The sequence below is a fragment of the Rossellomorea marisflavi genome, assembly GCF_022170785.1.
Lineage (GTDB): Bacteria > Bacillota > Bacilli > Bacillales > Bacillaceae_B > Rossellomorea > Rossellomorea marisflavi_B.
The window spans coordinates 3,311,649-3,335,600 of the sequence record NZ_CP081870.1 but is presented as its reverse complement, the minus strand read 5'-3'; the positions used below and the strand labels follow the sequence as shown (position 1 = coordinate 3,335,600).

At 48.2% G+C, this 23,952-nt stretch carries 28 protein-coding genes and 1 riboswitch; of the genes, 22 read left to right on the top strand and 6 right to left on the bottom strand.

All coding sequences use genetic code 11. From position 1 onward, the window contains the following. Nucleotides 1-10 precede the first annotated feature (10 nt). Nucleotides 11-964, bottom strand: coding sequence for an ABC transporter substrate-binding protein (locus K6T23_RS17460; RefSeq protein ID WP_238282079.1), 954 nt, complete (start codon nucleotides 962-964; stop codon nucleotides 11-13). Between the two features lie 217 nt (nucleotides 965-1,181). Here K6T23_RS17460 and K6T23_RS17455 point away from each other — a divergent pair, with 217 nt between their 5' ends. From K6T23_RS17455 to K6T23_RS17430, 6 genes are all read left to right on the top strand, one after another. After that, nucleotides 1,182-2,174 (top strand): FecCD family ABC transporter permease, encoded by a 993-nt coding sequence (locus K6T23_RS17455; protein WP_238282077.1) that lies wholly within the window; start codon nucleotides 1,182-1,184, stop codon nucleotides 2,172-2,174. 3 nt (nucleotides 2,175-2,177) lie between these two features. After that, nucleotides 2,178-3,233, top strand: coding sequence for a FecCD family ABC transporter permease (locus K6T23_RS17450; protein ID WP_238282075.1), 1,056 nt, complete (start codon nucleotides 2,178-2,180; stop codon nucleotides 3,231-3,233). Between the two features lie 14 nt (nucleotides 3,234-3,247). Then, the gene (locus tag K6T23_RS17445) at nucleotides 3,248-4,066 is read left to right on the top strand and encodes an ABC transporter ATP-binding protein (RefSeq protein ID WP_048007075.1); all 819 of its coding nucleotides are present in this window, start codon (nucleotides 3,248-3,250) and stop codon (nucleotides 4,064-4,066) included. Then, entirely contained in the window at nucleotides 4,063-4,815 is a 753-nt protein-coding gene (gene fhuF, locus K6T23_RS17440; RefSeq protein ID WP_238282073.1) for a siderophore-iron reductase FhuF, read from the top strand. The genes K6T23_RS17445 and fhuF overlap by 4 nt, the downstream gene beginning before the upstream one ends. 3 nt (nucleotides 4,816-4,818) lie before the next feature. Next, entirely contained in the window at nucleotides 4,819-5,079 is a 261-nt protein-coding gene (locus tag K6T23_RS17435; RefSeq protein ID WP_056540993.1) for a DUF2573 family protein, read from the top strand. A gap of 122 nt (nucleotides 5,080-5,201) precedes the next feature. After that, on the top strand, nucleotides 5,202-5,873 hold the full coding sequence (locus K6T23_RS17430) for a hypothetical protein (protein ID WP_238282071.1): 672 nt from the start codon (nucleotides 5,202-5,204) through the stop codon (nucleotides 5,871-5,873). A 66-nt stretch (nucleotides 5,874-5,939) separates the two neighbouring features. On the opposite strand, the gene K6T23_RS17425 is transcribed toward K6T23_RS17430, so the two are convergent. The 4 genes from K6T23_RS17425 to K6T23_RS17410 form a co-directional block, all read right to left on the bottom strand. Further along, complete coding sequence (locus K6T23_RS17425; protein ID WP_048014671.1) at nucleotides 5,940-6,512, bottom strand: hypothetical protein; 573 nt, start codon at nucleotides 6,510-6,512, stop codon at nucleotides 5,940-5,942. 1,242 nt (nucleotides 6,513-7,754) lie between these two features. After that, nucleotides 7,755-8,063, bottom strand: coding sequence for a hypothetical protein (locus K6T23_RS17420; RefSeq protein ID WP_079515641.1), 309 nt, complete (start codon nucleotides 8,061-8,063; stop codon nucleotides 7,755-7,757). A 98-nt stretch (nucleotides 8,064-8,161) separates the two neighbouring features. Then, nucleotides 8,162-8,500: a spore coat protein gene (locus K6T23_RS17415; protein WP_238282069.1), complete on the bottom strand. Its 339-nt coding sequence runs from the start codon at nucleotides 8,498-8,500 to the stop codon at nucleotides 8,162-8,164. A 12-nt stretch (nucleotides 8,501-8,512) separates the two neighbouring features. Continuing rightward, nucleotides 8,513-8,770 carry a ferritin family protein gene (locus K6T23_RS17410; RefSeq protein WP_048014610.1) on the bottom strand — a complete coding sequence of 86 codons (258 nt, stop codon included), beginning with the start codon at nucleotides 8,768-8,770 and terminating at the stop codon, nucleotides 8,513-8,515. Nucleotides 8,771-8,999: 229 nt separating this feature from the next. Between K6T23_RS17410 and K6T23_RS17405 the strand changes: the two genes are divergently transcribed. Both K6T23_RS17405 and K6T23_RS17400 read left to right on the top strand, forming a co-directional pair. Then, a complete protein-coding gene (locus tag K6T23_RS17405) occupies nucleotides 9,000-9,917 on the top strand; it encodes a proline dehydrogenase family protein (protein WP_053429284.1) in 918 nt (305 codons plus the stop codon). Between the two features lie 55 nt (nucleotides 9,918-9,972). Continuing rightward, nucleotides 9,973-10,470 carry a GNAT family N-acetyltransferase gene (locus tag K6T23_RS17400; RefSeq protein WP_238282066.1) on the top strand — a complete coding sequence of 166 codons (498 nt, stop codon included), beginning with the start codon at nucleotides 9,973-9,975 and terminating at the stop codon, nucleotides 10,468-10,470. A gap of 32 nt (nucleotides 10,471-10,502) precedes the next feature. Here K6T23_RS17400 and K6T23_RS17395 read toward each other — a convergent pair whose 3' ends face one another. Next, nucleotides 10,503-10,634 carry a YuzL family protein gene (locus tag K6T23_RS17395; RefSeq protein WP_238282064.1) on the bottom strand — a complete coding sequence of 44 codons (132 nt, stop codon included), beginning with the start codon at nucleotides 10,632-10,634 and terminating at the stop codon, nucleotides 10,503-10,505. Nucleotides 10,635-10,836: 202 nt separating this feature from the next. Between K6T23_RS17395 and K6T23_RS17390 the strand changes: the two genes are divergently transcribed. The 14 genes from K6T23_RS17390 (at nucleotide 10,837) to sufC (ending at nucleotide 23,949) form a co-directional block, all read left to right on the top strand. Continuing rightward, the gene (locus K6T23_RS17390) at nucleotides 10,837-13,221 is read left to right on the top strand and encodes a 3-hydroxyacyl-CoA dehydrogenase/enoyl-CoA hydratase family protein (protein WP_273546584.1); all 2,385 of its coding nucleotides are present in this window, start codon (nucleotides 10,837-10,839) and stop codon (nucleotides 13,219-13,221) included. 23 nt (nucleotides 13,222-13,244) lie between these two features. Beyond that, nucleotides 13,245-14,423 (top strand): acetyl-CoA C-acetyltransferase, encoded by a 1,179-nt coding sequence (locus K6T23_RS17385; RefSeq protein ID WP_056541008.1) that lies wholly within the window; start codon nucleotides 13,245-13,247, stop codon nucleotides 14,421-14,423. Between the two features lie 58 nt (nucleotides 14,424-14,481). Further along, nucleotides 14,482-16,266 carry an acyl-CoA dehydrogenase FadE gene (locus K6T23_RS17380; protein ID WP_238282062.1) on the top strand — a complete coding sequence of 595 codons (1,785 nt, stop codon included), beginning with the start codon at nucleotides 14,482-14,484 and terminating at the stop codon, nucleotides 16,264-16,266. Nucleotides 16,267-16,564: 298 nt separating this feature from the next. After that, entirely contained in the window at nucleotides 16,565-16,921 is a 357-nt protein-coding gene (locus K6T23_RS17375) for an arsenate reductase family protein (protein ID WP_238282051.1), read from the top strand. A gap of 95 nt (nucleotides 16,922-17,016) precedes the next feature. After that, nucleotides 17,017-17,400: a glycine cleavage system protein GcvH gene (gene gcvH / locus K6T23_RS17370; protein WP_048007063.1), complete on the top strand. Its 384-nt coding sequence runs from the start codon at nucleotides 17,017-17,019 to the stop codon at nucleotides 17,398-17,400. 88 nt (nucleotides 17,401-17,488) lie between these two features. Next, nucleotides 17,489-17,722 (top strand): YusG family protein, encoded by a 234-nt coding sequence (locus K6T23_RS17365; protein WP_238282049.1) that lies wholly within the window; start codon nucleotides 17,489-17,491, stop codon nucleotides 17,720-17,722. A 137-nt stretch (nucleotides 17,723-17,859) separates the two neighbouring features. After that, entirely contained in the window at nucleotides 17,860-18,219 is a 360-nt protein-coding gene (locus K6T23_RS17360) for a toprim domain-containing protein (RefSeq protein WP_079515648.1), read from the top strand. Between the two features lie 2 nt (nucleotides 18,220-18,221). After that, nucleotides 18,222-18,533, top strand: a complete 312-nt coding sequence (locus tag K6T23_RS17355) for a thioredoxin family protein (RefSeq protein ID WP_056541016.1) — start codon at nucleotides 18,222-18,224, stop codon at nucleotides 18,531-18,533. Nucleotides 18,534-19,226: 693 nt separating this feature from the next. Further along, a riboswitch (SAM riboswitch) is annotated at nucleotides 19,227-19,333 on the top strand. Between the two features lie 150 nt (nucleotides 19,334-19,483). Beyond that, on the top strand, nucleotides 19,484-20,491 hold the full coding sequence (locus K6T23_RS17350) for a methionine ABC transporter ATP-binding protein (RefSeq protein WP_056541022.1): 1,008 nt from the start codon (nucleotides 19,484-19,486) through the stop codon (nucleotides 20,489-20,491). After that, a complete protein-coding gene (locus K6T23_RS17345) occupies nucleotides 20,488-21,156 on the top strand; it encodes a methionine ABC transporter permease (protein ID WP_238282047.1) in 669 nt (222 codons plus the stop codon). The genes K6T23_RS17350 and K6T23_RS17345 overlap by 4 nt, the downstream gene beginning before the upstream one ends. A 15-nt stretch (nucleotides 21,157-21,171) precedes the next feature. Beyond that, nucleotides 21,172-21,999 carry a MetQ/NlpA family ABC transporter substrate-binding protein gene (locus tag K6T23_RS17340; protein ID WP_238282044.1) on the top strand — a complete coding sequence of 276 codons (828 nt, stop codon included), beginning with the start codon at nucleotides 21,172-21,174 and terminating at the stop codon, nucleotides 21,997-21,999. A gap of 74 nt (nucleotides 22,000-22,073) precedes the next feature. After that, the gene (locus K6T23_RS17335; protein WP_048013290.1) at nucleotides 22,074-22,439 is read left to right on the top strand and encodes a carboxymuconolactone decarboxylase family protein; all 366 of its coding nucleotides are present in this window, start codon (nucleotides 22,074-22,076) and stop codon (nucleotides 22,437-22,439) included. Between the two features lie 241 nt (nucleotides 22,440-22,680). Continuing rightward, complete coding sequence (locus K6T23_RS17330) at nucleotides 22,681-22,857, top strand: YuzK family famiily protein (protein ID WP_162838966.1); 177 nt, start codon at nucleotides 22,681-22,683, stop codon at nucleotides 22,855-22,857. A gap of 306 nt (nucleotides 22,858-23,163) precedes the next feature. Then, on the top strand, nucleotides 23,164-23,949 hold the full coding sequence (gene sufC / locus K6T23_RS17325; protein ID WP_238282042.1) for a Fe-S cluster assembly ATPase SufC: 786 nt from the start codon (nucleotides 23,164-23,166) through the stop codon (nucleotides 23,947-23,949). Nucleotides 23,950-23,952: the final 3 nt, after the last annotated feature.

Below are 23,952 nucleotides of genomic sequence, written 5' to 3'. Positions count from 1 at the left end.
TCGAGTCGGTTTATTGTTTACCGAGGAAGATCTTTTCGATATCATCCAACATCTTGTTTGCTGCAAGTACACCGCCTGCTGTATTCCAGATGGCATCATTCACTTCATACACCTGATCTTCTTTTGAGACGTTCAGGTTTTTAAAGAGGGGATCGTTCAGCCAATCTTCAGCCAGTTTGTTGGCTTCACCGTCTCCGGCTTCGTAAGTGAAGTAGAAGAGGACGTCCCCATCCATGGCAGGGATCCGTTCCTTCGTCACGCCTTGCTCGGCGAGGTCATCGACTTCCTGTGATTCAGGACGTGCGAACCCAAGCTGGTCTAGGATCACACCTGAGAAGGAGTCCTTATGATAGATGCGGACATCCCCAGAGATGAAGCGCACCATGGATACTTCTTTCTTCAGCTGGTCGCCAAGCTTTCCCTTCATGTCTTCCACACGCTGGTCATAGTCGGCGATGACCTTCTTGCCCTCGTCTTCTTTGTTCACAGCTTTAGAGTATAGTTCGAAGTTTTCTTTCCAGTTGCCGCGAAGGGTCTCGGCCATGACGGTCGGAGCAATCTCCTTCAATTGGTTATATTGCTCTTCCTGTCTCATCTTGTTCCCGATGATGAGATCTGGTTTTAGTTTGACGATGGCTTCGAGATTCAGTTCGCTTTCAGTCCCGACGACTTCAACATCCTTCATATCATCGGCGATATGATCATACCAAGGATCACCGGTCCAGGATTGAACGGCTCCTACCGGCTTCACACCAAGAGCGAGGAGGGCTTCCGTTCCTTCATTCGTCAAGATCACGACCCGTTTCGGTGTTCCATTGACGGTTGCTGTCCCCATGGCATGCTCGACTTTATAGCTGTCTTCCTTGCTGCCTGAAGAGTCTTCCTTCTCTCCGTTGTTGCCGCAGGCAGCGAGCAAGAGTATGGAAGAAATGAATAATAGCGTCAGTAAACTTTTCCATTTCATATGTACGTATCCTCCTGAATGATAATTGTTATCAATTACAAATTTTATAATAATTGAGAAGGGTTTTATTGTCAATCCTTAATTGATAATGATTTTCAAAGTCATTGACGCAACCTTCAAACTTCTTTAAAATAGATAGAGATAAAAAGAGAACGGGCGGGCGTGAAGACCGGTATCGGATCTGCGTCCGGATCCTGGTTAATGGAAAGGGAAACACATGATGAAACCGAAGAATCAGCTGCTTGTATTCATAGGGACGGTCGTCTTGCTGGTGGCTTTCATTGCATTGAGCATCGTGTATGGATACACGGATACGTCCTGGAAGGCAGCGTTCGATACATTTATGGAACCAGATGGGTCGACTGAACACCTGGTGATCCAAAATATCCGGCTTCCCCGTGCGCTCATTGCTGCGGCAGTCGGGGCTTCCCTGGCCATTTCAGGGGTGCTTATGCAAACCTTGACGAAGAATCCCCTTGCTTCACCCGGAATCTTCGGGATCAATGCGGGAGGAGGATTCATGGTCGTCATGGCCGTGACCCTGTTTGGCGTCACAAGCCTTCAATCTTTTGCATGGCTTTCATTCCTGGGTGCCGCCATCGCTGCTGCCGGGGTCTTCATCATCGGCGGCGCATCCGGCTCCAACGGACTGACTCCCATGAAGCTGACGCTTGCGGGCGCGGCCATCACCGCGATGTTTTCATCCTTCACCCAGGGACTTCTTGTTCTGAACGAGTCGGCACTTGAACAGGTGTTGTTCTGGCTCGCAGGTTCGGTACAGGGAAGGAGCCTCGAGATCCTTGCGGGGGTGTTTCCTTATATTCTTGTAGGATGGATCCTTTCCCTCATGATAGCGGGTAAGATGAATATACTTGCCATGGGGGAAGACGTCGCCAAAGGACTTGGCGTGAAGACGAATATCCTGAAGGTGATTTCCCTCGTGGCCGTGGTGCTTCTGGCCGGAGGATCCGTCGCGGTGGCAGGACCGATCGGCTTCATCGGGATTGTGATCCCCCACATCGCCCGGAAAATCATCGGTGTGGATCACCGCTGGCTCATTCCGTATTCCGGACTGCTTGGTGCCATCCTTCTATTGGCGGCAGATATCGGGGCCCGCTATATCATCATGCCGCAGGAAGTGCCTGTCGGCGTGATGACGGCTGTCATCGGAGCACCATTCTTCGTGTATGTGGCCAGGAGGGGGTACTGAGCAATGAGTCGTTTTACAGGGAAAAGATGGTTGAAAGAACGGGTATCCATTCTTATGGATACGTCGGCTTTAAAGAAAATCGTTCTGCTGATGGTACTCACAACGCTTGCCGTGATCATCAGCACTGGCATCGGTGATATGCAGATTGCGCCGTGGAAGGTGGTATCCGTCTTCTTCGGGGGCGGTTCGAGCATCGATCAGCTGGTGGTCACATCCTTCAGGCTCCCGAGGATCCTTATCGCGCTTTTGGCAGGGATGGCCCTTGCCGTTGCAGGAGGGATCCTTCAGGGCATGATCCGTAATCCCCTTGCCTCCCCTGATATCATCGGGGTGACAGGTGGTGCAGGGGCAGCCGTCGTCGCATTTCTGACGATTTTCAGCAATAAGGATAATACATTGATGGTCAGCATCAAGTGGCTCCCGGTCGCAGCTTTCATCGGAGCTGCGGTCATCGCATTCCTCGTCTATTTCCTGGCGTGGAAGAAGGGTGTTTCCCCCGTAAGGCTCGTCCTCATCGGAATCGGGATCTCTGCCCTTACCCAGGCATGCACGACTCTCCTGATGGTCATGGGGCCGATCTACCGGGCAAGTCAGGCAAACATATGGATCACCGGTACCGTGAATGGTTCAGACTGGCAGGACGTATGGATCCTGCTTCCGTGGAGTATCATCTTCATCTTCCTGAGCTTCATGATCACCCGTCAGCTGAACATTCAGGAACTTGGTGAGGAAGTGGCAACAAGTGCCGGTGCCAACGTCCAGCGGCAAAGATTCATCCTGCTTCTCATGTCCACGGCATTGGTCGGGGGGGCGGTCGCTTTCGCCGGTGGAATCGGTTTCGTCGGATTGATGGCTCCTCATATGGCGCGCCGCCTTGTAGGTTCATCATTCGGTGCACTTCTACCCGTATCGGCTTTGATCGGCGGACTGCTTGTGATGCTCGCAGACCTGATCGGAAGGACACTCTTCCTTCCACTGGAAGTACCGGCGGGCGTGTTTACCGCCGCAATCGGAGCCCCTTACTTCATCTACCTATTATTTAAAACAAGACATTCTTAAAGGAGTTGGCCAGAATGAGCAAGTGTCTGCAAACGAAGGATCTGACATTGGCATATGGAGAAAGAACGATCATCGATCAGATGGACCTCGACATCCCCAAGGGTGAAATCACGGTGTTCATCGGAGGGAACGGATGCGGGAAATCGACGCTCCTGCGCTCCATCGCCCGCTTGATGAAGCCAAAGGAGGGATCTGTCCTCCTCGATGGTGAATCCATTTCCCGTTTGTCGACGAAGGAAGTTGCTCGGAAAATGGCCATCCTCCCCCAGACACCGGTATCACCTGAAGGGTTGACGGTCCTTCAGCTTGTGAAGCAGGGAAGGTATCCTCATCAGTCATGGCTTAAGCAATGGTCCCGAAAGGATGAAGAAATCGTTGAAGATGCCCTTCGTGCGACGGGAATGGAAGAATTCCGAGATCGCAAAGTGGATGAACTCTCCGGCGGTCAGCGTCAGCGCGCATGGATTGCCCTGACGCTCGCCCAGGATACAGATATCATCCTCCTGGATGAGCCGACAACCTATCTCGACATGACCCATCAGATCGAAATCCTGGATCTCCTGTTTGAGTTGAATGAAAGGGAGGGCCGCACGATCGTCATGGTCCTTCATGACATCAATCTCGCATGCCGGTATGCGCACAATATCGTGGCCATCCGTGACCGGGAAGTCTATGCACAAGGTAAGCCGGAGGATGTCATCAGCTGTGAATTGGTGAAGAATGTATTCGGCATGGACTGTCAGGTTTCAAGTGATCCATTATTCGGTACTCCGCTCTGCATTCCGTTCGGGAAAGGGCGCTGCATCCTCAAACCTGTCGGGGTCACGGGATGACGGTAGCCGGTCTGAGCAGGGACCAATGGCGCATCCTGGAGAAATATCGTTTCATGGTTCACGATGGTGAAGACGGTACCGATATGGCAACTTTACTCGATCCAGCCGAATTGGACCTGTACATCTCATGCAGGCTCCATATGATCGGAACGGAAGACCGTATGGCAGCTGCATCGATTTTTATGAAACGATACGCCTTTACCGCTGCCATGGCACTCATGGCGATGACCTGCTGGAATCGTAAGATGGACGTGAACCCAGAGAATATGATCCTTGTCGATCATATGAAGAGTGGACTATGGCTTCCCCATGTTCATGTGAAAAACGCGGGGATGGAAGCTTTCCATTCTAAGGAAGAGAAAAGGGCATATATCCAAAACCTCTTCCATAAAACCATCGTTCCGATCATCCAAGCTGTGAGCTCCACATTCAACGTGCCAGAGATGATTCTTTGGGAAAATGTTGCCGTCTATATCTACTGGGTTTATGAAACGGACGATTTTTTCATCGGGGAAGGGAATGAATCTGACAGGGAAGAAGATTTCCGTATGATCCTGTCTGAAGAAAACGTCCACTGGTTCGGCACCTGCAGGAAAAATCCCCTTAACCGCTTTTTCAAAGAGAAATCCCCGGTTGACGGAGAAATGATCAGAGTCAGAAAAACCTGCTGTTTTTCATATCGTCTCGACGGAGCCACCGGTAAATGTATAACCTGTCCCCTTCATGACAGAACCAGAAAGGAGAGTTGAACCATGAGTGAATTCGACGATCAGTTTGATGCCTTGATTGAAAAATACACGGAGCTGCTCCTTGGTGAGAGCACATCTGAAAAGAAAGAAATGGTCACACGCTATGCGCTGTATTCCTTCATTGCGAAGAATATGCCCGCCCTCGTCAAGCATTGGAACTCCCTTTATCCGGAAGGGAAAGCGGATATGAAAGAGATGGTGGAGCAGATCAAGGAGTGGAACAGGATCCACCGCGAGCAAACGAAAGGTAAGGATGATTCATAAGAGCCATTCCCAAACGGGGCGCAGAATGCGGACCGTTTCGGGTGGCTCTTTTTGTATCCATGTTTTAGGGAGGGAGAGAAGGGAAAATAATCTATATATTCAACAAAAGGTGGTGCAACTGTATGAAAGGATATTATCTCGGACCGGCGTTTTTGTTGGCAGGATTCCTCACTTTGTCGGCGTGCAGCCAGGACAGTAGTGCTACAGATGACGGGGATCAAAGGGTTGCCTCCCAGGAACAAACTGACCAGGCCGATGAAATGGAAGAGACTCAAGGGACTTCAGTATCCGATAAAGAAGAAATGAATGATAGTAGTGAAGACAAAGAAGAGCAGGCGGCAGCGGGGCAGGAAGGTGAAAATCAACTGAATGTTGAAGAGGAAAAGTATGAAACAGCTGAAAAAGCAGCAGGGTCCATCAAAGACTATTCGACAGTGGAACAAACCAATACCGAATTGGGATATGGACTTAAAGCGCTTCAAGAAGGAGCGGCAGGACATGAATATGTTTCATGGAACGAAGGAAACTGGCTGATCAGGGTCGATTTCCCCACTGACGGGCAATATGCCATTGACGGCTATGATGGGGGCCTTGATATGGCCAAAGAGGTCGTGGCCTACCTTGAAGACCACGCTCTTCCTGCCCCGCGCGACAGGGGAGTCATCACCATCAACGGATTCAAGGAGCATCCCGGTACGGAAGTGATGTGGCAGGATGGGAAAGTAGTCTATACCATTGATTCAGACGACAAGAATCCCTTCAATGCCATTCAGCGTGCCGTCGATGAAACGTAAGAGTACAAACAAGCCCGTCCCGATGTGTGATGAAACACCGGGACGGGCTTTATTATGGAACGGGTATCAGCACCTGTACTGGACATCCGGTTCAGTCAGATTGTAATACGTGGTCCTGACCTCCGCCGTCCAGAAAGCAAATGCCTCTCTCCAAGATACGCTCTCAAAAAATTCATCTACGGATTGGTTTTCTGAATCCCATTCGATCAACGTGTTGAGCGGTGGGATGCCTCCTAGCCATAGACCGTTCGTCAAATCTGTTCCTTTCTCCCTGACCAGAAGGATCGGGATGCCTCGCTGGAAGGCCATCGCGGGCTCGATCTGAGCAAAGCTAGAGCCCTGCCAAAACGGTTCAGGAGAAGGTGTACCTCCTACATTGGTATCCACCACTTCTACAAGAAAGCGGCGGAAGTTCATAGCCAGCATGCCGTAGCTTGATGATACCAGTCTTCGAACGTTGGTTAAAATGGTTTCCGGATAGTTTTCGGTAATAGGGCCAGTACGAGGAAAAAGAAGGGCTTCTTCCATCTCGGCGATCAGCCGATTAAGGAATCGCTGCTGACGGGGATTGAGGGTGTTGGTAGTACTTAAGAAAACAGGAAGGCGGAACGCCCTGTCCATACACTTCTTGTGAACCATGCACGTATCATCATGATCCGAAGAAGCAGGAGGACCTTCCCCTCTTTGATGCCTTCGGTTTCTTGCCATGTAATCACCTCCGTTTCTAGTAATAGTGTATGAAAATGATAGAGAAGGGTTCGGACTATTTCTGTGGAATTTAGAAGAGTAGACTTCTGATTATCGCTCTTTACCAATCGGCCAGTCCCCTCTATTAAAAAAACGCCCTGATAAAAGGGCGTGGATAGTGAGTGTGCAAAATAATCGACCAAATCCTAAATGAATAGGCCATTTCTTGAGTGAAACTCAAAAAAAGCAAGAAGGAGCGATGTAAGCTCTGTGATGTTAATAGGGGTGGTATATGTGTGAAAAGGTGGAATACCAGAAAGCAATTATTCCTCCAGATGCAGACAGTGCAACGGAGGTTACCCGATAAACATAGGGAAAAGCGGGCTGAATGAAAAGCCAGCTCGCTTGCCGAAGCGGCTCACCCAAGTCCATGTAAGTAAGGCGACCCGAGCGGAAAAGAAAGCCCGTCTTCCATCCATACCTAATGAAAAAGAGGATTACCAGATAACGAAAATCAATCCAGATGCACACAGTGCAGTGAAGCGAAGGCCACCCGACTCCTATGGGAAAAGCGGGCTGAATGAAAATCCTGCTCGCTTACCGAAGCAGCTCACCGCAGTCCCATGTAAGTCAGTCGACCCCAGCGGAAGAGAAAGCCCTTCTCCCATCCATACCCATACCTAATGAAAAAGAGGATTACCAGATACCGAACACCAATCCAGATGCACACAGTGGAGAGCAGCGAAGGCCACCCAACTCCTATGGAAAAAGCGGGCTGAATGAAAATCCAGCTCGCTTGCCCAAGTGGCTCACCGCAGTCCCATGTAAGTCAGGCGACCCCAGCGGAAGAGAAAGCCCTTCTCCGTCCATACCTAATGAAAAAGAGGATTACCAGATAACGAAAACCAATCCAAATGCACACAGTGCAGTGAAGCGGAGGCCACCCGACTCCTATGGGAAAAGCGGGCAGGGTGAGACCCTGCAGGCTTGCCGAAGCGGCTCACCGCACGCCCCATGGAAAGCGGGTGGCCGCAGCGGAACGGAACGGACCCTGTCTCATCCATATACCTTATCTCACTCTCCGCTTCACCAGCGTACTTGTTTTGAAGCTTCCTATCTGAAAGCATTGATAAACGATGCCTTATGCTAGTATTCATAAATGGATTCTCAGTACGTATAGAAACGCCCCCGTGCTTACACTTGATCCAGATAAACAAAAACATCTTCTTTATCCATGCTTGAAGAAGCTTTCAATACTCTCCATCCCTTCAGCCTGCTTCCACACTGGAAGGAAAGAGATTCTCCTTCAGATATACGGAAGGGAATTTTCTTACTCTTGCACCAGTCGATCTGCAACTGTATGACATGTTCGCCTGGCGTGACAGATATCTCTTCTTTCCCACCATTTTTGATTTCCCCCGTTTTTTCCCCATCCACATAGATGTCATAACTGCGCATTTTGTTCATGAATTGTGATTCTCTTGAAATTTCAATTTTACCCATTTATATCCTCTCCTATCATCTTTTTAATCATCATACCATGATGAGCAGCCTGAGAAAGAAAAAAGCAGACAGGAATGTTCGCCTGTCTGCTTGTGGAATTATTGAATGGGCCCATTCTCCTTATAAGGGAACTGGGATGCGGTTTGCTGGTGCTGCATGAGGGACTGCTGCAGTGTTTGGCTGTCCGCTGCTTCGAGTGAATACCAGCCTTTCCGGAACATCTCATTGTAGAGCTCCCGCTGGGCATTCTGGGTTTCCGTGAAGACGGAGAGGATATCCTGGTACAATCCGTCATGGCTCGCTTCGTTCAATGCGGTCCCGTAAGATGCAGTCATATGCTTTTCCAGTGACAAGATGTCGGTCATGAAGTCCCGATCATTCATCTGTGGTGTGTCGGGTACTTGGGTCTTGGGATTTTGAATCTTGGACTGATCCATGTGAATTCCTCCTTATGATTGTTGCATCGTATGCTTCTGAAGATGACTCATCAATTGTTCGTAATGTCGCTGATGCATCTGACCGCACCGATCGAGCATGGAGCGGATGGATGGGTCTTGTGAATGGGCAGCGGCAAAATGACATTTTTTCATGGCATTGAGGTTCCATGCCAGCATATCGTTTATATAAAGGGAATCCTTTGTTGTGATCACTTGCGGCGGTTGTTGATAGACGGTACCTTGGGAAATATTCATTGGTTGTTGTTCCAAAATAGGTCCCTCCTTTTCTTAATGGGCGAACATGTATTATTGTGCCTCACCCACAATCAAGTATTCAGTCGGAACGTTCTCCTGATAAAGTAATCAAACACTATATTCAAACTCGACAAAAGGTGATAGAATGTTGGTAAATATGATAATTGTTTGAACATTTTATTTTTTGGCACTAAAGAAAACGTTTTCCGAATAAAGATAATTGTTCTACAGGGGGCATAACAACATGGAACAGGCAATGCGTAATTTCTTTTTATTCCTTTCAAAAAATAAATCAATGACGAAGCTTGCCAAGAAGTACGGTTTGCGATTCGGCGCTGCACGTTTCGTGGCAGGGTCTTCGATCGTCCAGGCAACAGCAGTCATACGGGAACTCAACAAACAGAATCTTGCCGTCACCATCGATTACCTTGGTGAATTTGTGGATAATGAAGAAGAGGCGAATGCCATGGCGAAGGAATGTGTTGAGGCCATCCGCGCCATTGGGAAAGAGCATCTGAACTCACAGTTATCATTGAAGATGACATCCATGGGACTGGATATCTCAGAGGAAGTGGTCATGAAGAACATGAGGATGATCCTCGATGAGGCTACAAGGCAAAATGTATTCGTTACCATCGATATGGAGGATTATGGACGATGCGGCCAGACCATCGATATTTTCAAGAGGCTCAAATCCGAATATGACAACATCGGTACGGTCATTCAAGCCTATCTATATAGAACGGAAAAGGATATCGACGATCTTAATCACTACTCACCCAATCTGCGCTTGGTGAAGGGAGCATATAAAGAATCACCCGAAGTGGCGTTCCCAGACAAAAAGGACGTGGACGAGAGCTTCAAGCGCATCATCAAGACCCACCTCCTGAACGGTAATTACACCGCCATCGCGACTCATGATGATGCCATGATCGAATACACGAAACAGCTCGTCGAGGAATATAACATTCCTTACGACCAATTTGAATTCCAGATGCTGTTCGGGATCAGGGTGGAGCGTCAACATGAACTCGTGAAGGAAGGATACAAGATGCGCGTCTATGTTCCGTATGGCACCGACTGGTACGGATACTTCATGAGGAGGCTCGCTGAAAGGCCGGCAAACGTGGCGTTTGTTCTAAAAGGGGTCATGAAGAAATAAGAATGGCAGGGACCCCTAAATGGGGTCTTTTTGATTGAAAGAATGGAGGGGTGATATGGAGCTTATTCCGATGGATATCCGCAGTCCTTATTTTTCAAGGATGGTCAGATTGTACAGCAGGCTTTTTAACGTGGATCGCATACCGATGGAGATCCAGTTCAGAAAGCATGCCAAATACCCGGGGCATGAAGGGTATCTTGCAGTGGAACAAGGGACAGTCATCGGCTATATATATGGGTACACCTCGCTCAAAGGCCAGTATTACCACGATCTACTCGCCCGGCATCTGTTACCTGAAACACAATGGATAAGGAACGCCATGGAACTTGTGGAACTGGGCGTGGCTCCTGAACATAGAGGAAAAGGAATTGCAGGGAAACTCATGGATAACCTCTTTAAAGGAAGAAGGGAAGAAAAGGCACTTCTGACTGTCAGGAAGGAAAATACAGGAGCGATTCGATTTTATGAAAGAAAAGGATGGGTGGTCATAAAGGAAGGATTCTTCCCCCATGTACCGGAGGAATATTTCATTATGGGTAAAAAGCTTACGTAAACAGGCGTTCCCCCTAGGAAACGCCTACCTCATCACGGTTGTTTTTTGAATTGATTGTTCTGACTGTTGCGCTTGCCACTAGGTTCAGTGCCCGGACCGGCATCCCCTTTGATGCTGGCTGCACTGACTCCGCCTTTTGATGGATTCTTCTTATGTTTGGCCACGTTTCTCACCTCCACCCTTAGGGTGTCCGCAGAAGGAGAAGGAGATGTACCGGTAACAAAAAATAGAATTTTTAAACGTTTAAATATTGCGATAGTTTTGATTTTCGTATATATTATAGGTAGCAGAAACTCATTCGGGTCTTTTTTTTCGACATAAAATGAATGAGTATTCATTCAAAAACCTTCAAAGGGGGAAAATAGATTGGCACGTAGAATTCAGAAAGCGGCAGTATTGGGATCGGGTGTCATGGGTTCCGGCATCGCTGCACACCTTGCAAATATCGGGATCCCCACCATGCTTCTCGACATCGTCCCTAAAAAACTCTCCGACCAAGACGCAGCAAAAGGATGGACCGTGGAGCATCCGTCCTTTAGGAATCAATTTAGTGAAAACGCTTTAAAAAAGCTATTGAAGCAAAAGCCCGCACCTCTCACGGTGAAAGGGAATCTCAGCTTGATCACGGCTGGGAATCTGGAAGACGATCTTGAATCACTGAAAGACTGTGATTGGATCATTGAAGTGGTCGTGGAGGACTTGGATGTGAAAAAACAGGTATTCGAGAAAATCGAGCCGTTCAGAAAAGAAGGGAGCATCATCAGCTCCAATACGTCTGGTATTTCCATCGAAGCGATGAAGGAAGGGCGATCTGAAGACTTCCGGAAGCACTTCCTCGGCACCCACTTCTTCAATCCTCCCCGTTATCTTAAGTTGCTGGAGGTCATCCCGACGGGCGAAACCGATCCTGAGGTCCTGACGTTCATGAAGGAATTCGGCGAAGATGTGCTTGGGAAGGGCGTCGTCCTTGCGAAAGATACGCCGAACTTCATCGCCAACCGGATCGGCACGTACGGACTCCTCGTAACGGTGCAGGAGATGCTCAAAGGCGGATACAGCGTCGGCGAGGTGGACTCCATCACGGGTCCAGCCATTGGACGGCCGAAGAGCGCCACTTTCCGGACCCTTGACGTTGTCGGGCTCGATACATTTGCCCATGTGGCGAAAAATGTGTACGACCAGGTGGACGGAGATGAGAAAAGCGTATTCGAGATCCCGGCCTTCATCCAGACCATGCTTGAAAAAGGTTGGTATGGAAGCAAGAGCGGGCAGGGTTTTTACTTGAAGCAAGGTAAAGAGATCCTTGAGCTTGATCCGGAAACACTTGAATATGGCCCGAGAAAAAAATTGAAAACGGCCTCAACAGAGCTGAGCCGGAATGAAAAAGGCTTGAACAATAAGATGAAAGCATTGGTCTATGCCAAGGATCGTGCTGGTTCCTTACTATGGAATATAGTATCTCCGGTCCTTCTCTATTCTGCTGAACTGCACGGTGAAATTGCCGACGATATCGTGGCAATCGACCAGGCGATGAAATGGGGCTTCGGTTGGGAAAAGGGACCGTTTGAAACATGGGATGCCATCGGAGTCGAGCGGTCCGTCAGTTTAATGAAGGAACAAGGGCTGAACGTCCCTGCTTGGGTAGATCACATGCTTGAAGCTGGGTTCACGACGTTCTATAGCGAGGATGAATCTGGGGAGCGATCCTTCTACCACGAAGGAAGCTACAGAACAGAAGAGAAAAATCCCAAGTATATCAGTTTGAAGCAGCTGAAGAAGCAAGGGAAGGTCATCAAGAAAAACACAGGCGCAAGCCTGATCGATATCGGCGATGGCGTGGCACTCCTCGAGTTCCATTCCCAGAACAATGCCATCGGTCTCGACATCCTACAGATGATCAACGCTTCCGTTGACGAAGTGGAGAAGAATTACAAAGGCCTGGTCATCGGAAATCAGGGCAAAAACTTCTGTGTGGGGGCAAATCTCGCCATGATCCTCATGGAAGCGCAGGATGATGTGTACGAACTGGATATGGTCGTTCGCCATTTCCAATCGGCGATGATGAAGATCAAATATTCGTCCAAACCGGTTGTGGCTGCACCATTCGGTATGACACTCGGGGGCGGAAGCGAAGTTTGTTTGCCGGCAGCGCGCGTCCAGGCAACGATGGAAACGTATATGGGCCTTGTCGAAGTTGGAGTCGGATTGATCCCTGGAGGAGGAGGCAATAAGGAGCTTTATATGAAGCACCTGCAGGACCTCCCGAACGGAGTGGACTTCGACCTTCAGAAGGTAGCTAATAAAGTATTCGAAACAATCGCCATGGCAAAGGTGTCTACGTCGGGTGATGAAGCGAGGGAAAACAACTTCCTCAATCAGCGTGACGGAGTGAGCGTCAATCAGGATCATCAGCTCTATGATGCGAAGCAGGCGGTCCTTGCCCTCCATCAGACCGGGTACCGTGCCCCGCAACGGAAAAAAGTGCCGGTGGTGGGCGAAACAGGCTACGGGACATTATTGCTGGGAGCACAAGCGATGCTTCATTCGGGGTATATCTCGGAGCACGATCTGAAGATCGCCAAGAAGCTTGCCTACGTGATTGCAGGCGGAAAAGTTCCATTCGGTACAGAAGTCGATGAACAGTACCTTCTGGACCTTGAACGGGAAGCGTTCCTCAGTCTTGTAGCAGAACCGAAATCACAGCAGCGGATGCAGCATATGCTCGTTAAAGGAAAACCATTGCGCAATTAATCGAAGGAAGCGGGGGAATCATCATGCGTGAAGCAGTCATTGTCGCCGGTGCTCGTACACCGGTGGGGAAATCAAGGAAAGGTTCGCTTGCCGGGGTGAGACCGGACGATCTTGGAGCACTGGTCGTCAAAGAAACGTTGAAACGCGCAGGCGGTTATGAAGGGAACATCGATGATCTCATCATCGGCTGTGCCATGCCGGAAGCAGAACAGGGATTGAATATGGCCCGTAACATCGGTGGCCTTGCGGGTCTTCCAGATACGGTTCCAGCCATTACCATCAACCGCTATTGTTCTTCCGGTTTGCAATCCATTGCCTATGCAGCGGAGAAAATCATGCTGGGCCATTCAGACACAGCCATCGCCGGCGGTGCAGAAAGCATGAGCATGGTCCCGATGATGGGGCATGTGGCACGACCGAATCCAACCTTGGCTGAAACAGCACCTGAGTACTATATGAGCATGGGCCACACGGCTGAAGAGGTGGCCCGGAAATTCGGTATATCACGTGAAGATCAAGACGCCTTTGCGGTTAGAAGCCACCAAAAAGCAGCCAGGGCCATCGCAGAAGGAAAGTTCACCGACGAGATCGTACCGGTCGATGTTGTGAAACGCTCCGTCTCAGATGCCAACAAACTGGTGGAAAAATCATTCTCATTCGCTACAGATGAGGGGGTTCGGGAAGGAACGAGCACCGACGTACTGGCTAAACTTCGTCCGGCATTCAACGTAAGGGGATCGGTCACGGCCGGGAACTCATCCCAAACGAGTGACGGGGCAGCTGCGGTCATGGTCATGGATCGCGAAAAGGCAGGCTCTCTCGGACTCCAGCCTTTGGTGAGATTCAGAAGCTTTGCCGTAGCGGGTGTTCCACCTGAAATCATGGGGATCGGTCCTGTTGAAGCGATTCCGAAGGCCCTCAAGATGGCAGGGCTAGAGCTCTCGGATATCGGCCTGTTCGAACTGAATGAAGCATTCGCATCCCAATCCCTCCAAGTGATCCGTCATCTTGGTTTGGACGAAGAGAAGGTGAACGTGAACGGAGGGGCCATTGCCCTGGGTCATCCCCTTGGATGTACAGGATCGAAACTCACCCTCTCCTTGATGCACGAGATGAAGAGGCGCAATGAACAGTTTGGGATCGTCACGATGTGTATCGGTGGTGGAATGGGCGCAGCAGGAGTCTTTGAACTGATCGGCTGATTTCCAACACTAATGGATGAATAAACGTATGAAACCATAGAAATTGGAGGAGACCAAAATGGCAAATCAAACAGATAAATTGATCAAAGGTGGAAGCTTCCTGATTGAAGATGTAACGTATGAGCAGGTGTTCACGCCTGAAGACTATAGTGATGAGCACAAAATGATCGCCAAGACGACGGAAGATTACGTACTGAACGAAGTAGTTCCTGTCATCGATAATCTTGAAAATCACGAGTTCGATCACTCCGTGCGCCTGTTGAAAGAAGCGGGTGAGCTGGGACTTCTCGGTGCAGACGTGCCGGAGGAATACGGTGGGCTCGGGCTCGATAAAGTAAGTTCAGCATTGATTGCTGAGCGTATGTCGAGAGCAGGAGGATTCTCGATTTCACACGGTGCTCACGTGGGGATTGGTTCCCTTCCAATCGTCCTCTTCGGGAATGAAGATCAGAAAACAAAGTATCTGCCGCCTCTTTCCACAGGAGAAAAGCTTGCGGCGTACGCTTTGACAGAACCGGGATCAGGATCTGATGCATTGGGGGCAAAAACGACTGCCAAATTGAACGAAGCAGGGACCCATTACGTATTGAATGGTGAGAAACAGTGGATCACTAACTCCGCATTCGCCGATGTCTTCATCGTATACGCAAAGATCGATGGTGAGCATTTCTCCGCTTTTATCGTAGAAAAAGAATTCCCTGGGGTATCGACGGGTCCTGAAGAGAAGAAGATGGGAATCAAGAGTTCATCCACACGTACGCTGATCCTTGAAGATGCAGAAGTACCGGTTGAAAACCTCCTCGGTCAAGCCGGAAAGGGGCATATCATCGCATTCAACATCCTCAACATCGGCCGTTATAAGCTCGGGGTAGGGGCAGTCGGGGCAAGCAAGCGAGCATTGGAAGTAACGGTAGCCTATACGAATCAGCGTCAGCAGTTCAAGACGCCGATCTCTTCTTTCAACCTGACAAAAGAAAAACTCTCAACCATGGCATCCAAGCTATATGCCGCAGAAAGCTCCGTCTATCGTACGGTCGGTCTCTTTGAGGATAGGATGAGCAAGCTCTCTGATGAAGAAGTGAAAAACGGGGCGGAAGTGGCTAAATCCATTGCTGAGTATGCCATCGAATGCTCACTCAATAAATTCTTCGGTACGGAAGTGCTGGACTATATCGTGGATGAAGGCGTACAGCTTCACGGTGGTTACGGATTCATGCAGGAATATGAAATTGAGCGCCTCTACAGGGATTCCCGTATCAACCGGATTTTCGAAGGCACAAACGAAATCAATCGTCTCCTTGTACCTGGCACCTATTTGCGAAAAGCCATGAAAGGCGAACTTCCACTGCTGCAAAAAGCACAGGCCCTGCAGGAAGAACTGATGATGCTTATGCCTGAAGAAGTGGGCGACGAGCCTCTTGCACAGGAAAAGTACCTGGTGCGCAATGCAAAGAAAATCGGCTTGATGCTTGCAGGACTTGCCGCGCAAAAATTCGGTAAGGCCCTTGAGAAAGAGCAGGAAGTCCTTGTGAATATCGCTGATATCGTCTCAGAAGCATATGCAATGGAATCCGTTGTATTGAGGTCCGAAAAAGCGATCGAAACGACTGGTTTGGAGAAAGCTAAGCAGAAGCTCCTCTATACTCAGATCTTCTGTCAGGAAGCTTTCAACAAAATCGAGCAGCATGCCAAAGAAACATTGGTGGCTACGGAATCAGGTGACACGCTCCGCATCATGCTGTCGGCCCTGAAAAAATTCACCCGCCATACACCGGTCAACGTCATCGCCCTCAAACGCGATGCATCCGTGAAACTGATCGACGCTGAAAAATATATCGTGTAAGAAGAAAGGGGCTGCCTGCATGCAGCCCCTTTTTAATGGAAGCATAAGAGTGGGAGCTCTATAGGAGTCCCGATATGCAGAACAGAATGTTGATTCATGCAGATCCTGCTTACCGATCGCCCTCTTTCCGCCTATGTGATTCCTGGAGGTTGCGCATAGCAGCAGATTGGGCTTTTTTAATGGAACATACGACAGCGTCAAATCATTCTCTACAACAATCGACAGCCGGTATTGTTCGCCAAGCACAAAAACGGATATAATGATGAAGAAAGCACTCAAATGAAAGGTGGTGAAAACAATGGCAATCACATTCTATTCCTACCCTAAATGCGGGACGTGCCGCAAGGCGAAAAAATGGCTTGAACAAGAAGAGGTTGATTTCAACGAAATACATATTGTCGAGGAGCCACCGTCCAAGGAGACGCTGAAAGATCTTTATGAAAAAAGCGGACTGCCCCTGAAAAAATTCTTCAATACAAGCGGCATGAAATACCGGGAACTGGGCTTGAAAGACAAGGTCAATACCGCCTCAGAAGATGAACTCCTCGAACTACTGGCTTCAGATGGGATGCTGATCAAGCGCCCCCTCACGACCGATGGTCAAAAGGTAACCTTGGGCTTCAAGGAAGAAACGTTTGAAGAGACTTGGAAGTAATGGAAGCAGCAGAATATTTGTGCAAGACTTCCTTGCTTTTCTCTTAAAGAATGTGTCAATATTAGTTTGTATAACTAGCATGTGGAGGGATAAAGATGAGCACACCGAAAGAACTGCGTTATTCAGAAGAACATGAATGGGTAAAGTCCGAAGGCGGCAACGTCCGAATCGGGATCACAGCATTCGCACAATCAGAACTTGGTGACATCGTCTTTGTCGAGCTGCCGGAAGTCGGCGATGAAGTCAAAGCGAACGAGCCTTTCGGAAGCGTTGAATCGGTCAAGACCGTTTCTGAACTTTACGCTCCTGTATCAGGAAAAGTGGTCGAAGTGAACGAAGACCTGTCTGACAGCCCTGAATTCGTCAACGAATCTCCATACGAGAAAGCATGGATGGTTGTTGTGGAACCTTCAGACGCTGGTGAAGTGGACAAACTGATGACATCTGAAGAATACGATAAAATGATCAACGAAGGCTAAAACAGGAACACCTTGGGATAAATTCTCAAGGTGTTTTTTTATTCTCAAGGGCAAGATAAATTCAACCTTTAATGAAAGGATGATGGTCATGCTCACACCTAAACAGGCCGATGTGACCGATCGTGTCATCGGAAAAGTGAAGGATGGCTCCATTGAGCTATTCCTTGATAACCAATCAATCGGGAAAGTCCCCCTTTCGTTGGAGGGGATCAGCATGCAGCCGAATTTCAAGGCGAAAGAAAATAAAATCTACCAGAGCTATACCTCATCAGAAGGGCATGACGCCCGCTATACGGATTGCGATGAAGGTGGATGGTGTTAACATGACATCGGGGGATTCCCCCCCGGTGTTCTTTAGGATCAAATCCTTTGCAAAATACCACTGACATGAGAAAATAGAGATAATAAGTGGACCATTAATAATCTTTTACTACTTCACTGAAAGTCAAGGTGATTGTCATGGAAGTCGTGGATGAAAAAGTCCTGATCGTAGAAGGCACATCCGATAAACGAAAGGTCAAAGATATCATCAGTGAGCCCGTGGAAATCATTTGTACCAATGGTACGATCAGTCTGACTAAAATGGACGAACTGATTGATTCATTAATCGACAGGGACGTATACATCCTTGTGGATGCCGACGAAGCCGGTGAAAAACTCCGCAAGCAATTCAAGCGGGAGTTCCCGGAAGCAGGCCACCTGTATATCGACAGGATGTACAAGGAAGTGGCTGCTGCCCCGGAATATCACCTCGCTTCCGTTTTGATCGGAGCCAATATTGATGTCCACCAACAATATCTTGGAAAAAGGATGAATTAGATTTGAAAGAGTTGAACAGCCATGAAGCGCTGCAAACGATTCGAAAGAATGAAAGACTGCTTGCCCTCTATTTGTATACACCCATGTGTGGGACCTGTCAGGTTGCAGGGAGGATGATCGAGATCGTAGAAAATCTGCCCCAACCGTTTGTTTTTGCAAAGGCAAATCTTAATTACATGGCGGATTTCGCAACTGAGTATGCAATCGAGAGCGTTCCTTGCCTCCTCCTGTTCAAAGATGGAGTCGAGGTCGACCGGATCTATGCGTTCCAGTCTGTACCGTTTCTGTATGAAGCATTGAAAAAGGTAGCGTGAAGGGGCCAAAAAGGCCTTTTTTTATGCTCGAATAGCACAAGAAATAGATAGATTTTCACGAAAACCACTACGACTTTTCTACACACCGGGACATATTTCTCGGGAAATGAAACGAACCCGCCAATATATTGTCTATTGGGCCCTTCCTTCGACAGTCCGTCCACAATCTGTCGAGAAAGTACGGGAGGATAAACAATCCAGTAGTGGAATTAGTTAAGTATCCGAGATACTGGAGGGGTTGCATGAGAGAGTATTTAGAGAAAATAGTAGATCAATGCGAGACCAGGTATCACTTACAATTATTATTTCCAGACACACCGTTCGTCCTACACTTCCAAAGTGGCTCAAGCGGGTACAGTCTGTCTATATCAAATAAGGGATGTTCCGTACTTCCCAATCCCCATCCTGAGCCCCACCTGAGGATAACGGCTGGACATGAACGGCAGTTGCTTTCTTTATTTGCAGGGAATGAGCGATTGACTTCCCTTGTTGATAAAAAGGATGTCCTAGTCCGTGGGGGCTACCGGCATTTGTTGTTTGCTGAATCCGTGCTTTGGTTGACCCGTTTTCACATCGTTGAACCAGTGAGCGTATAATGTGCAAAAATGAATTGACACCATGTTTATTCGGTGATAGTATCACTTTAGTAACAAATTTCTGAGTATTTAGTATGAATAATTAAATAACGTTTATCTCTTATTAAGAGTGGTGGAGGGAAGTGCCCGATGAAACCCGGCAACCGTCAATGAAAATTGACACGGTGCCAATTCACTCGAAGCGAAGGCTTCGACAGATGAGAGAAAGTCTACTATTGAAATAGTATGCCTTTCTGCTTATCGCAGAAAGGCATTTTTATTTTCCAAATGACGTTCGATGATTTAACAGCAAACGTCATTTGGATATAATTCCTAGTAAACCGGTGGTTTTACTGATGGTGAGGTGGATGCAACATGATTACGATTTCTGATGTAAAAAAAATCTTTCAAACGAAAAACGGAACGGTTTCAGCCGTCGATGGGGTGGATATGACCATCAACGATGGAGAAATCTTCGGTGTGATCGGATACAGTGGAGCCGGAAAGAGCACGTTGATCCGGATGTTAAACGGGCTTGAGGTCCCTACTGATGGAGCCGTCGATGTGAACGGGCAGCTGATTTCAGAGGCAAAAGGGAGGGCCCTCAGGGAAGCAAGGCAGTCCATGGGGATGATCTTCCAGCACTTTAACCTCCTTTGGTCGAGGACGGTCCTGGAAAACATCCAGTTCCCCCTTGAAATTGCAGGTGTATCGAAAAAAGAGAGGATCAAAAAAGCAAATGAACTCCTTAACCTGGTCGGGCTTGAAGGCCGAGGCGATTCATATCCTTCGCAATTGAGTGGAGGTCAAAAGCAGCGGGTCGGCATTGCAAGGGCATTGGCGAATGATCCGAAAGTGCTGCTATGCGATGAGGCGACTTCCGCCCTTGATCCACAGACCACAGACAGCATCCTCGACCTCTTAGTGGATATCAATGATCGTCTTGGATTAACGATTGTGTTGATCACCCACGAGATGCATGTCATCCGCAAGATTTGTCACAGGGTAGCGGTCATGGATTCAGGTAAAGTCGTCGAAGAAGGGGACGTACTTGACGTGTTCCGGAACCCTAGGGAAGAAGTGACGAAGCGTTTTGTAAAAGAAGTTTCTCAGCAACAGGAATCGGATGATGTCTTGGAACATTGTCAGGATGGGAAGGTGCTGAAGCTTACTTTTGTAGGAGAAAGCACAGATCAGCCTCTCATCACAGCGCTGATCCGCCGGTTCGATATTGAAGTGAATATCCTTCAAGGGCAGATATCCCAAACACAAAAAGGGGCCTTCGGAACGTTGTTCATCCAGCTGACCGGAGATCCATTGATTGTGGATCAGGCCGTCGCTTTTGCTGAAAATCAAGTGAAGGTGGAGGTGATGGAGAGATGATTGAAAAAGTCTTTCCGAATGTCGATTGGGAGAAAATGTGGGAGGCAACACTTGAAACCTTATACATGACGGGGATGTCGGTCATTTTGACCTTTTTCCTCGGTCTTGCCCTTGGAATCCTCTTGTTCCTTACATCGAAGGGGAACATTTGGGAGAACAAGGCGGCTTATACGATTACCAATGCGGCAGTCAATATATTCAGGTCCATCCCTTTTATCATTCTGATTGTGTTACTGATTCCCTTTACGAAGGTATTGATCGGGACGATCCGGGGGGCCAACGCGGCCTTGCCAGCCCTGATCATCGGTGCAGCCCCGTTTTATGCCCGGATGGTGGAAATCGCCCTCCGCGAAGTCAATAAAGGGGTCATCGAAGCAGCGAAAGCCATGGGGTCCAAGACGAGTACCATCATCATGAAGGTCCTTCTCCCAGAATCCATGCCGGCTCTCATCTCGGGAATCACCGTGACGGCCATCGCATTGGTCGGTTATACCGCAATGGCAGGCGTCATCGGGGCTGGTGGTCTCGGGAATCTGGCATTCCTGGATGGATTCCAGCGCAGCAGAACCGATGTCACCTTGGCAGCGACAATCATGATCCTGGTTCTTGTATTCATCATTCAGCTTGTCGGTGATTATTTCACCAATAAAATAGATAAACGATAAAAGGAGAGAATTCAGATGAAAAAATGGTTAGTGGGAACGATTGCAGCAGCGAGTATCATAGGATTGGCAGCATGCGGAACCGGCGGGAGCAACGGTAGCTCAGGCGACTCAAAGGAACTTGTGGTCGGAGCATCCAATGTTCCTCACGCTGAAATCCTTGAGGAAGCAAAACCGATCCTTGAAAAAGAAGGGATCGATCTCAAGATCGAAACGTATCAGGATTATGTCCTGCCAAATAAGGATCTCGAGAGCGGAGATCTTGATGCGAACTACTTCCAACACATCCCTTATCTAGAAGGGCAAAAGAAGGAACATGGTTATGACTTCGTCAGTGCCGGAGGAATTCACATCGAACCGATGGCGGTATATTCCAAGAAGCACCAATCCCTTAAAGATATCCCGGAAGGCGGAACCATTCTATTCAGTAACTCCGTGGCAGAGCACGGAAGGATCCTGACTTTGCTTGAAGCAAACGGTCTGATCAAATTGAAGGATGGTATTGATAAAACCCAGGCGACATTGGATGATATCGCTGAAAACCCTAAAAAATTGAAATTCGACTACGAATACGAGCCGGCCCTTCTTACTCAGCTTTACAATAATGAAGAAGGCGATGCAGTCGTCATCAACTCCAACTATGCCATCGATAGCGGACTGGATCCGGTCAAGGATTCCATTGCCATTGAAGACAAGGAATCACCGTATGTGAACATCATCGCGGTCAAAAAAGGTGATGAAGACAAAAAAGAAATCAAGGAGCTTGTGAAGGTGCTTCAGTCTGATGAAATTCAGGACTTCATCAATAAAGAGTGGAAAGGTTCCGTGGTGCCGGTCAAAGAATAAATACCAAACATAATCTTTTTGCAATAAGCTCATACTATTTTCGATCACTCGAATTAGAATGGAGCTGAAAGTGAATGCAGGTAGAGCCTAGAAATACGACGGAAGCGGCCCTGCTCGATTATAAGACGGGGCTTGGGATCTTCACTGAAAAAATGCCGGAGCTGGCACAGCAATACAATGCCTTCACGGAGCATTGTTTCCGTGAAGGGGTATTATCAAAGAAAGAGAAGCAGCTGATCGCCCTTGGCATCAGTTTGTATTCTCAAGATGAGTACTGCATCATCTACCACACAAAGGGTTGTCTCGATCAAGGATGTACGGAAGAGGAAATCCTTGAAGCCGTGGGAGTGACTGCTGCATTCGGAGGCGGTGCAGCCATGAGCCAGGCGGTCACGCTTGTTCAGCAATCCATGCATGATCTGAATGAACTGAAGCATTAAATGAAAGGGGGGTCTTCGGACTCTCTTTTTTTGCATTTTAAAAGAGGATGAACTCCTTTCAGGAGGATACAGGCGGAAACGTGTAAGAAAGTCTGACAATTTAGCGCAGAACAGGAGTGAAGGATGATTTTCTGAAAAAATCACCCCACACACGTTTTGGCAAAAGAATGGCAGGGTAGTATCCTTAATGAGTAACACAAAAACCTGAAAGGAATGATTCACTATCGACTCTCTTGACAGTATGTCGTACACAAGCGAAATGGAAAAGGCCATGCATGGAGCCCACGGAGTAGGGTACGAGGTGTACAAACGAAAGCATGAAGTTCGGATGCAAGTAGAGAAGCAGAGAGAGAAGGATTATAGGGAAAGCCGCAGGATGATTGCTGCACTCGATCGAAAAGTGCATGCTAATATATAGAAGAATGACGGAGGAGCCGGTGATGGATGAATCACTGGTTTTTCTTATGTATAGAGGTTTAAATGGGCATCCATCCGTGATAAGGTAGGGGATGTGGGAACGTGATTCGCTCATGGGACGGATCATGTATGCAGAAGGGCGTTTGGGCCAACAATAGAAGGGTATTTTTTACCGTTTCCACGCCGTCCCCTTTTGTCTGAAAAAGTTGATTATAGCTTTTATTTGTTATAAGATTGTAATGATAATAAATTGAGAATGGATAAAGAATCCCTTTATTTCATTTATAAAGTCACGGAGGTAATATACATGGCAGGTTCTACTTTAACAATCAAAGATCTTCATGTGGAGATCGAAGGTAAAGAAATCCTCAAGGGTGTCAACCTTGAAATCAAAGGTGGAGAAATTCACGCGGTCATGGGACCGAATGGTACTGGTAAATCCACTCTTTCATCTGCAATCATGGGTCACCCGAAATACGAAGTGACAAAAGGAAGCATCACGTTCGACGGTGAAGATGTCCTTGAAATGGAAGTGGACGAACGCGCACGCGTAGGTCTTTTCCTCGCTATGCAATACCCAAGTGAAATCAGCGGTGTGACGAATGCCGACTTCCTTCGCTCTGCTATCAACAGCCGACGCGAAGAAGGGGAAGAAATCTCCCTTATGAAGTTCATCCGCAAGATGGATTCTGAAATGGAATACCTTGAAATGGATCCGGATATGGCACAGCGTTACCTGAACGAAGGATTCTCCGGTGGGGAGAAGAAGCGTAACGAAATCCTTCAGTTGATGATGCTTCAGCCTAAGATTGCCATCCTTGATGAGATCGATTCAGGACTTGATATCGATGCCCTCAAAGTCGTGTCAAAAGGAATCAACAAAATGCGCGGAGAAGACTTCGGCTGCTTGATCATCACTCACTATCAACGTCTGTTGAACTACATCACACCTGATTACGTTCACGTGATGATGCAAGGTCGTGTTGTGAAATCCGGCGGTAAAGAACTTGCTCAGCGCCTTGAAGCAGAAGGATATGACTGGATCAAAGAAGAACTGGGAATCAAAGACGAAACTGTCGGCCAAGAAGCGTAAGAG